The organism is Streptomyces sp. (assembly GCF_035645055.1).
Taxonomy (GTDB): domain Bacteria; phylum Actinomycetota; class Actinomycetes; order Streptomycetales; family Streptomycetaceae; genus Streptomyces.
In genome coordinates, this window is the sequence record NZ_DASQNH010000079.1 from 1 (window position 1) to 8754 (window position 8754).

The following is an 8754-nucleotide window of genomic DNA, read 5'->3' on the forward strand; positions in this document are numbered from 1 at the left end:
CCGGGACATCAAGATCTCGGTCAAGCACAACGACCCGGTCGTCATGATCGAGGCCTACCGGCAGCTCGCCGAGCAGTGCGACTACCCGCTCCACCTCGGCGTCACCGAGGCCGGCCCCGCCTTCCAGGGGACCGTCAAGTCGGCCGTCGCCTTCGGCGCCCTGCTCTCCCAGGGCATCGGCGACACCATCCGCGTCTCCCTCTCCGCCCCGCCCGCCGAGGAGGTCAAGGTCGGCATCCAGATCCTGGAGTCGCTGAACCTCCGCCAGCGCGGCCTGGAGATCGTCTCCTGCCCGTCCTGCGGCCGCGCCCAGGTCGACGTCTACAAGCTGGCCGAAGAGGTCACCGCCGGCCTGACCGGCATGGAGGTCCCGCTCCGCGTCGCCGTCATGGGCTGCGTCGTCAACGGCCCCGGCGAGGCCCGCGAGGCCGACCTCGGCGTCGCCTCCGGCAACGGCAAGGGCCAGATCTTCGTCAAGGGCGAGGTCATCAAGACCGTCCCCGAGTCCAAGATCGTCGAGACCCTCATCGAGGAGGCCATGAAGCTGGCCGCCCAGATGGAGGCGGACGGCGTGGCCTCGGGCGAGCCGTCGGTGGCGGTCGCGGGCTGACCCGGGGCGGACCGCGCCCCGCAAGGGGCGCGGGGACTGCGCGGGCAACCCCTCACGGCCCGCAGCCACGCTGCCACGAAACCTCCCGGGTCCTCGGGCGTCCGCCGCCCGAGCAAGCGCGGCGCATCCGCAGGTACAGTGCGGAGACCAGCAGCTGACCCCGGAGGGCCCCGCACGTGCTGACCCAGACCACCTCCCGGGTCCTCGAACCGAGCGACCTGGACGCCGCGCTCGCGATCCTGCACCGCGAGCCGGTCATCAACGCCTTCGTGACCTCCCGGGTCCAGGTCGCGGGCCTGGACCCCTGGCGGCTCGGCGGCGAGATGTGGGGCTGGTACGAGGACGGCATGCTCACGTCCCTGTGCTACGCGGGTGCCAACCTCGTGCCCATCTGCGCCACGCCGCGCGCCGTCCGCGCCTTCGCCGACCGCGCCCGCCGGGCGGGCCGCCGCTGCTCCTCGATCGTCGGCCCCGCCGAGCCCACCGCCCAGCTGTGGCGCCTGCTCGAACCGCACTGGGGCCCGGCCCGCGAGGTCCGCGCCCACCAGCCGCTGATGGTCACCGACCGCATGCCCGACGACATCGCCCCGGACCCGTACGTCCGCCGCGTCCGCAAGGACGAGATGGAGACGATCATGCCGGCCTGCGTGGCGATGTTCACCGAGGAGGTCGGCGTCTCCCCGATGGCCGGCGACGGCGGCCTGCTCTACCAGGCCCGGGTCGCCGAACTCGTCGGCTCCGGCCGCTCCTTCGCCCGCCTCGACGAGCACGGCAGGGTCATGTTCAAGGCGGAGATCGGCGCGGCGACCTCGCAGGCCTGCCAGATCCAGGGCGTGTGGGTGGCCCCCGAGTACCGGGGGAAGGGCCTGGCCGCCCCCGGCATGGCGGCCGTCCTGCGCTACGCCCTCGCCGACGTGGCCCCCGTGGTCAGCCTCTACGTGAACGACTACAACACGGCGGCGCGCAGGACGTACCGGCGCGTCGGCTTCCAGGAGGCCGGCGCCTTCATGAGCGTGCTGTTCTGAGACGCCGCCACCCGCTGTAGGCTCGCCGACATGCTTCGCGACATCACGATCGCCCCGCTCGACCTCCCCGACCACGTCGACGAAGCGCTGGCCGTCCAAGCCCTGGCGTTCGGACTCGGCCCGGACGAAGTCGCCGTACGCCGCCAGATCGTGCTGCGCCACATGACCTACCGCGGCGCCCGCGCCCTGGGCGCCACCACCGCCGACGGCAGCCTCGCCGGATTCGTCTACGGCATGCCCAACAGCCGCACCCACTGGTGGTCGACGGTCGTGGAGCCCTATCTCCGCGCCCAGGGCAACGAGGGCTGGCTCGACGACTCGTTCGTCATCACCGAGCTGCACGTCCACCCCCGCCACCAGAACCGCGGCATCGGCCGCGCCCTGATCACCGCGATCACCGACGGCGCCGCCGAGCCCCGCTCGATCCTCTCCGCGATCGACACCGACAGTCCGGCCCGCGGCCTCTACCACTCCCTCGGTTACCAGGACCTGGCCCGCCGCGTCCTCTTCCCCAGCGCACCCCGCCCGTACGCCGTGATGGGCGCCGCGCTGCCGCTGCGCCGCCGTTAACCGATTTCCACCGGCCAGTGCCGCCCGGCTAACCTCCTAGCCAACACCCTCCCCCACTCTCGGCTCGCCCGAGCGGGGGGACCCCCATCAGCAGGAGTACGAGAACCATGGCCAACGCACCGGTCCAGCGCATGTCCCAGTTGATGGCGAAGACCCTGCGCGACGACCCGGCGGACGCCGAGGTCCTCAGCCACAAGCTGCTCGTCCGCGCCGGCTATGTGCGCCGGACCGCGGCGGGCATCTGGACCTGGCTGCCGCTCGGCAAGAAGGTCCTCGCCAACGTGGAGCGTGTCGTCCGCGAGGAGATGGACGCCATCGGCGCCCAGGAGGTGCTGCTCCCCGCCCTGCTGCCGCGCGAGCCGTACGAGGCGACCGGCCGCTGGAACGAGTACGGCGCCGAGCTGTTCCGCCTCCAGGACCGCAAGGGCGGCGACTACCTGCTCGGCCCGACCCACGAGGAGATCTTCACCCTGCTGGTGAAGGACCAGGCGTCCTCCTACAAGGACCTGCCGGTCGTCCTCTACCAGATCCAGACCAAGTTCCGCGACGAGGCCCGCCCCCGGGCCGGCATCCTGCGCGGCCGTGAGTTCCTGATGAAGGACTCGTACTCCTTCGACCTGGAGGACGAGGGCCTCGCCCACTCCTACGCCCTGCACCGCCAGGCCTACCAGAAGGTCTTCGAGCGCCTCGGCCTCGACTACCGGATCTGCGCCGCCACGGCCGGCGCGATGGGCGGCTCCAGGTCCGAGGAGTTCCTGGCCCCCGCAGAGGCCGGCGAGGACACCTTCGCCGACTGCCCGAACTGCGACTTCGCCGCCAACACCGAGGCGATCACCTACGAGCTGAAGCCCGTGGACGCCGCCGGGGTGCCCGCCGCCGAGGACATCGCCACCCCGGACACCCCCACCATCGAGACCCTGGCCGCCTCCCTCGGCGTGCCGGCCTCCGCCACGCTGAAGAACCTCCTGGTGAAGGTCGACGGCGAGATCGTCGCCGTCGGCGTGCCCGGCGACCGCGAGGTCGACCTGGGCAAGGTCGAGGCGCACTTCGCCCCGGCCGTCGTCGAGATGGTCACCGAGGCGGACTTCGCGGCCAGCCCCCACCTCGTCCGCGGCTACGTCGGCCCGCAGGGCCTCGACAAGGTGAAGTACATCGCCGACCCGCGCGTGGCGCCCGGCACCGCCTGGATCACCGGCGCCAACAAGGCGGACACCCACGCCAAGAACGTCGTCGCGGGCCGTGACTTCGACGTCGACGAGTACGTCGACGTCGTGGTGGTCCAGGAGGGCGACCCCTGCCCGAAGTGCGGCACCGGCCTCAAGCTGGACCGTGCCATCGAGATCGGTCACATCTTCCAGCTGGGCCGCAAGTACACCGACGCCCTCAAGCTGGACGTCCTCGGCCAGAACGGCAAGCCGGTCCGCGTGACCATGGGCTCCTACGGCATCGGCGTCTCCCGCGCGGTCGCCGCGCTCGCCGAGCAGACCGCCGACGACAAGGGCCTGTGCTGGCCCAAGGAGATCGCCCCCGCCGACGTCCACGTCGTCGCGGCCGGCAAGGCCCTCCAGACCGAGCTGGCCCTCGACATCTCCGAGAAGCTGGCGGCGGCCGGGGTGCGGGTCCTCGTCGACGACCGCGCGGGTGTCTCCCCGGGCGTGAAGTTCACCGACTCCGAGCTGATCGGCGTCCCGCAGATCCTCGTCGCGGGCCGCCGGGCCGGCGAGGGCGTGGTCGAGCTGAAGGACCGCAGGAGCGGCGAGCGCGAGGAGCTGACGGTCGAGGAGGCCATCGCACGTCTGACGGCGTGAGCCATCCGGGGCCCGGGGCCGCCGCCCCCCGGCCCCGGCCTGGGGGGCGTCTCGTCGGTCGAGCAAACGGCCCGATGGACGAGACACCCCCTAGAGCCAGCCGGCGAACTCCAGCAGCAGCTCCGCGTCCTGCTCCCGGCCGACCCTGCGGGCCCGTACGCCCGACTCCACCGCCCGGAACAGCGTCCAGCCGCGCAGCCGCTCCTGGTCCACGTCCAGGGACTCCGCGAGCCGCTTCACCCGCCGCCGGGTCGTCGCCGCGCCCGACGGCTGGGCGATGAGATCCTCCACCCGGTCCCGCACCAGCCGCGCCAGGTCGAACGCGCACTCGCCGACCACCGGATCGGGGCCCACGGCCAGCCACGGCATCCGCTCCCCGGCGAGCACCTTGCTCTGCCGGAACGTGCCGTGCAGCAGCCTCTCCTCCGGCGGCGCCGCCAGCAGCTCCTCGCGCGCCGCGAGCGCCGTCTCGACCAGCGGCGCCACCTCGGCGTCCGCCTCCGCGCTCGCCCGGAGCGCCGCGGCCTGCCGCCCGGTCCGCCCGGCCACCGTCTCGAAGCCGTGCCCCTCGGGCGGCGCCACCCACAGCCGGCGCAGCGTGCCCGCCGCCTCCAGCAGCGCCTTCGCCTCGGGCAGCGACCGCACCGACACATCGGGGTGCAGCCGCTCCAGCAGCAGCGCCCCGTCGGGAGAATCCTCCTCAAGCAGCTGCACGGCACCCCGTCCGCCCCAGTGGGCGAGCGCGGCCCGCTCGCTCTCCGGGCGGGCCCGGGACGGTGCCAGCTTCAGCACGGCCGGGGCCCCGTCCGGGCGTCGCACCAGCACGACCAGGCTGCTGCGGCCACCCGGCATCTGTACCCGCTCGACGGTCAACTCGCGTAGCGCGACGGCCCGCCCGGCCGTCTCGGGCAGCTTCTCCAACCAGTCGTCACCGTCCGGTGCCGTCTCACCGAGCGCCCTGACCAGACGCCGCGGCGGTTCGAAAGCCATACGCGAGTCGTCCCTTCCGGTGCGTTACGTCGTGGGCGTCGCGGACGCCCCGGCGGCCCCCGCCCGTTCGGCGAGCCCAGGGAAGGCTACGCTCCCGCCCCGCCAGCGCACCGCCCGCACCGCCGCCTCCCGCAGCGCGGCGGCCGCGGTGCCCCGGCGCTGCCCCTCGGCGGCCCGCACCAGGTCCCCGTAGACCCCGGCCACCCGGTCCTCCAGCTCGGCGGCGAGCCGGGTGGCGGTCTCGGAGTCCGTCACCGGGAACGGCAGCGCGTAACCGGCCGCCGCCGCGACCGGCTCGCCGCCCAGATCCCGCACCTCGCGCGCGAGCGCGTCCCGCCGCGCCCGGTGCGCGTCGTACGCCGCCCGCGCCTCCGCACGCCGCTCCTCGCGGATCCGCCCCCCGACGACCCCGTACCCGTACACGGCCGCGTGCTCCGCCGCGAGCGCCGCCTGCAGCGCCCCCAGCTCCCGCTCCGACGCCTTGCTCACTTCGCCGCCTCCGTCAGCAGATACGCGTGCGCCGCACCGGCCGCGGCCACCGAGGCCAGCAGCCGGGCCAGTTCGCCCGGCACGTCCATGAGCGCCTTCGCCCGCCGATCGGCGAGCGTCCGCTCGGCGGCGGCCAGCTCGGCGAGGGCGGTCCTCTCATCGCCGGGTACGGCGAGCGACGGGGACGGCGAGGGCGCGGCCGGCGCGGACGGCGACGCCGGGGGCGCGGCCGGCGCGGACGGCTTCGTCCCGCCCCCGAAGGCCTGCCGGTGCCGTACGACCTCCGCCCGCAGCGGGGCCAGCCGCTCCGCCAGCCCCGGGTGCGCGGCGAGCACCGCGTCGTACCGCTCGACCAGGTGCCCGCTGTCCCGGGCGGCCCGTGCGCGAACCCGGTCCGCGGCCGACGGGCTGCCGCCGCGCCCGCCGTCGGAGTCCCCGGACCCGGCGGTGCAGCCGGACAGCAGGGCGGCCCCGGCGGCCGAGGCGAGCAGGGTTCTGCGGCGCGGCCCCGAGGGGGTGCGCGACGGCGGTGGGTACGGCACGGCTGGCGTCCTCGGAGGCTCGTACGAACGTCATGAGCGGCACCCGGCGGGCCGCCCGTGATCACCGTACCCGCGCATGTGTCCGACACCACTCACCGGCACCGCCCCGACACCGGCGGACGGACACGGGCGGACACATGCGGAAACCGGTGGACGGCAACACTCCCCGCGACCGGATACCCTTTGACCTGACACGCGACCCATCCCACAACAGCACACGCGGCCGAGGAGTCACCCGGATGAGCACCACCCAGAGCGAGAGGCTCCGAGAACTGCTGGAACCGCTCGTCGGCTCCCAGGGCCTGGACCTCGAAGAGATCGCGGTGGACTCGGTCGGACGCAAGCGGGTGCTGCGCGTCGTCGTCGACTCCGACACCGGGGCCGACCTGGACCAGATCGCCGATGTGAGCCGCGCGCTCTCGGCGAAGCTCGACGAGACGGACGCGATGGGCGAGGGCGAGTACACCCTCGAGGTCGGCACCCCGGGCGCGGAACGCCTCCTCACGGAACACCGGCACTATGTGCGCGCCACCGGCCGGCTGGTGAGATTCCAGCTGACGGAGGGCGGCGAGCTGGTCGCCAGAATCCTCGACGTCGACGACGAGGGCGTCGAGCTGGAGGTGCCCGGAGTCAAGGGCCGCAAGGCCACCGCGCGCCGGCTGGCCTTCCCGGAGATCGCCAGGGCGCGCGTCCAGGTCGAGTTCAACCGCAAGGACGAGAAGTCCCACAAGAAGGAAGAGGAGGCGTAGCCGTGGACATCGACATGAGTGCCCTGCGGGGCTTGGTACGGGAGAAGGAGATCTCCTTCTCCCTGCTGGTCGAGGCCATCGAATCGGCCCTCCTCATCGCCTACCACCGCACCGAGGGAAGCCGCCGACACGCGCGCGTGGAGCTCAACCGCGAGACCGGTCACGTGACCGTGTGGGCGAAGGAGGACCCGGAGGACCTCGAGGAGGGCCAGGAGCCCCGAGAGTTCGACGACACCCCGTCCGGCTTCGGCCGTATCGCCGCCACCACCGCCAAGCAGGTCATCCTGCAGCGGCTGCGCGACGCCGAGGACGACGCGACGCTCGGCGAGTACGCCGGCCGCGAGGGCGACATCGTCACCGGCGTGGTCCAGCAGGGCCGCGACCCGAAGAACGTGCTCGTCGACATCGGCAAGCTGGAGGCCATCCTGCCGGTGCAGGAGCAGGTCCCGGGCGAGACCTACCCGCACGGCATGCGCCTGCGCAGTTACGTCGTCCGGGTGGCGAAGGGTGTCCGCGGTCCCTCCGTGACCCTCTCCCGGACCCACCCCAATCTGGTGAAGAAGCTCTTCGCGCTGGAGGTGCCGGAGATCGCCGACGGGTCCGTCGAGATCGCCGCCATCGCACGTGAGGCCGGTCACCGTACGAAGATCGCCGTCCGCTCCACCCGTTCGGGTCTGAACGCTAAGGGCGCCTGCATCGGCCCGATGGGCGGCCGGGTCCGCAATGTCATGGGCGAACTGAACGGTGAGAAGATCGACATCGTCGACTGGTCGGACGACCCGGCCGAGATGGTGGCGAACGCGCTCTCTCCGGCCCGGGTGTCGAAGGTCGAGGTCGTGGACCTGGCCGCCCGCTCCGCGCGGGTGACCGTGCCGGACTACCAGCTCTCGCTGGCGATCGGCAAGGAGGGCCAGAACGCCCGGCTCGCGGCCCGGCTGACCGGCTGGCGGATCGACATCCGCCCGGACACCGAGCAGACCGGGGACCAGGCCGGGGAATAGATCCCAGCCGCGCGGCGCTTAGATCACGACAGGTTTGAGCGCGGAACTGTTCGAATCCTGCCCCAAAGGGGTGAGGTGCGTACGGGGAGGTAGACTTAAGAGTGTCTGGCCGGACGCGGGTCCGCGCATGCCCTGAACGCACCTGTGTGGGGTGCCGGGAACGAGCGGCCAGGACGGAGCTGCTGCGCATCGTGGCGATCGAGGACGAGTGCGTCCCCGATCCTCGCGGTACGCTGCCCGGCCGGGGTGCGTATGTTCACCCCACGCTGGTCTGTCTCGACCTGGCGGTACGCCGCCGGGCGTTCACGCGGGCACTGCGCGCCCCGGGAGCGCTCGAAACAAAGGCGTTGCGCCTCTACGTCGAGCGGGCAACAGTTGCCGAGCAGGCAACACGGTAAGAAACGTGCCGTACGGAACCCCCCGTGCGGCTTGGTACCTCGCGAGTCGAAAGCAGGTCGAGATTGCGATGAGCACTCGATGAGTACGCGATGAGTACGCCCATGAACTAGCGACGGTCCGGCCGCAACCCGGACCTCAAAGGAGCGAAGTGGCTAAGGTCCGGGTATACGAACTCGCCAAGGAGTTCGGTGTGGAGAGCAAGGTCGTCATGGCCAAGCTCCAGGAACTCGGTGAATTCGTCCGTTCGGCGTCTTCGACGATCGAAGCGCCGGTTGTACGCAAACTGACTGACGCCTTCCAGGGCGGTGGCAACGGCAAGTCCGCCGGCAAGCCCGCCCCGCGCAAGGCTGCCCCCAAGCCCGCCCCCGCGCCGTCTCCGGCGCAGGCGGCACGTCCGGCCCCGGCTGGTCCGAAGCCGGGCGCCCCCAAGCCCCCGGCGGCCCCGCAGCCCGCGGCCCCGGAGGCCCCGCAGCCCTCGGCTTCCGCGCCGGCCCCCGGCCCGCGTCCGGTGCCGGGTCCCAAGCCCGCGCCGCGTCCGGCGCCGGCCGCCCCGGAGTTCACCGCTCCGCCG

11 protein-coding genes are annotated in these 8754 nt (G+C 72.9%); 8 read left to right on the top strand and 3 right to left on the bottom strand.

The window, feature by feature from the left end:
* From VE614_RS26365 to VE614_RS26380, 4 genes are all read left to right on the top strand, one after another.
* Positions 1-610: flavodoxin-dependent (E)-4-hydroxy-3-methylbut-2-enyl-diphosphate synthase (locus VE614_RS26365; protein WP_324942180.1), on the top strand; the 610-nt coding region annotated here is incomplete at its 5' end.
* Between the two features lie 176 nt (positions 611-786).
* Positions 787-1635 (top strand): GNAT family N-acetyltransferase, encoded by an 849-nt coding sequence (locus tag VE614_RS26370; protein WP_324942183.1) that lies wholly within the window; start codon positions 787-789, stop codon positions 1633-1635.
* A 30-nt stretch (positions 1636-1665) separates the two neighbouring features.
* On the top strand, positions 1666-2205 hold the full coding sequence (locus tag VE614_RS26375) for a GNAT family N-acetyltransferase (protein ID WP_324942186.1): 540 nt from the start codon (positions 1666-1668) through the stop codon (positions 2203-2205).
* A 107-nt stretch (positions 2206-2312) separates the two neighbouring features.
* Entirely contained in the window at positions 2313-4013 is a 1701-nt protein-coding gene (locus VE614_RS26380) for a proline--tRNA ligase (protein WP_324942189.1), read from the top strand.
* 90 nt (positions 4014-4103) lie between these two features.
* Here the strand turns inward: VE614_RS26380 and VE614_RS26385 are convergent, their stop codons facing one another.
* Genes VE614_RS26385 through VE614_RS26395 form a run of 3 tightly spaced genes read right to left on the bottom strand, consistent with a single transcriptional unit; the run spans position 4104 to position 6034 of the window.
* Complete coding sequence (locus VE614_RS26385) at positions 4104-5003, bottom strand: aminoglycoside phosphotransferase family protein (RefSeq protein ID WP_324942192.1); 900 nt, start codon at positions 5001-5003, stop codon at positions 4104-4106.
* 24 nt (positions 5004-5027) lie between these two features.
* Positions 5028-5492 (bottom strand): ferritin-like domain-containing protein, encoded by a 465-nt coding sequence (locus tag VE614_RS26390; RefSeq protein WP_324942195.1) that lies wholly within the window; start codon positions 5490-5492, stop codon positions 5028-5030.
* Complete coding sequence (locus tag VE614_RS26395; RefSeq protein WP_324942198.1) at positions 5489-6034, bottom strand: hypothetical protein; 546 nt, start codon at positions 6032-6034, stop codon at positions 5489-5491. Before VE614_RS26395 ends, VE614_RS26390 begins: the two co-directional genes overlap by 4 nt.
* A 239-nt stretch (positions 6035-6273) precedes the next feature.
* Between VE614_RS26395 and rimP the strand changes: the two genes are divergently transcribed.
* From rimP to VE614_RS26415, 4 genes are all read left to right on the top strand, one after another.
* Positions 6274-6783 (top strand): ribosome maturation factor RimP, encoded by a 510-nt coding sequence (gene rimP, locus VE614_RS26400; protein WP_324942202.1) that lies wholly within the window; start codon positions 6274-6276, stop codon positions 6781-6783.
* A gap of 2 nt (positions 6784-6785) precedes the next feature.
* Positions 6786-7784, top strand: coding sequence for a transcription termination factor NusA (gene nusA, locus VE614_RS26405; protein ID WP_324942204.1), 999 nt, complete (start codon positions 6786-6788; stop codon positions 7782-7784).
* A gap of 101 nt (positions 7785-7885) precedes the next feature.
* Entirely contained in the window at positions 7886-8182 is a 297-nt protein-coding gene (locus VE614_RS26410) for a YlxR family protein (RefSeq protein WP_324942207.1), read from the top strand.
* A 149-nt stretch (positions 8183-8331) separates the two neighbouring features.
* The coding region (locus VE614_RS26415; protein ID WP_324942210.1) for a translation initiation factor IF-2 N-terminal domain-containing protein at positions 8332-8754 on the top strand (423 nt) is incomplete at its 3' end.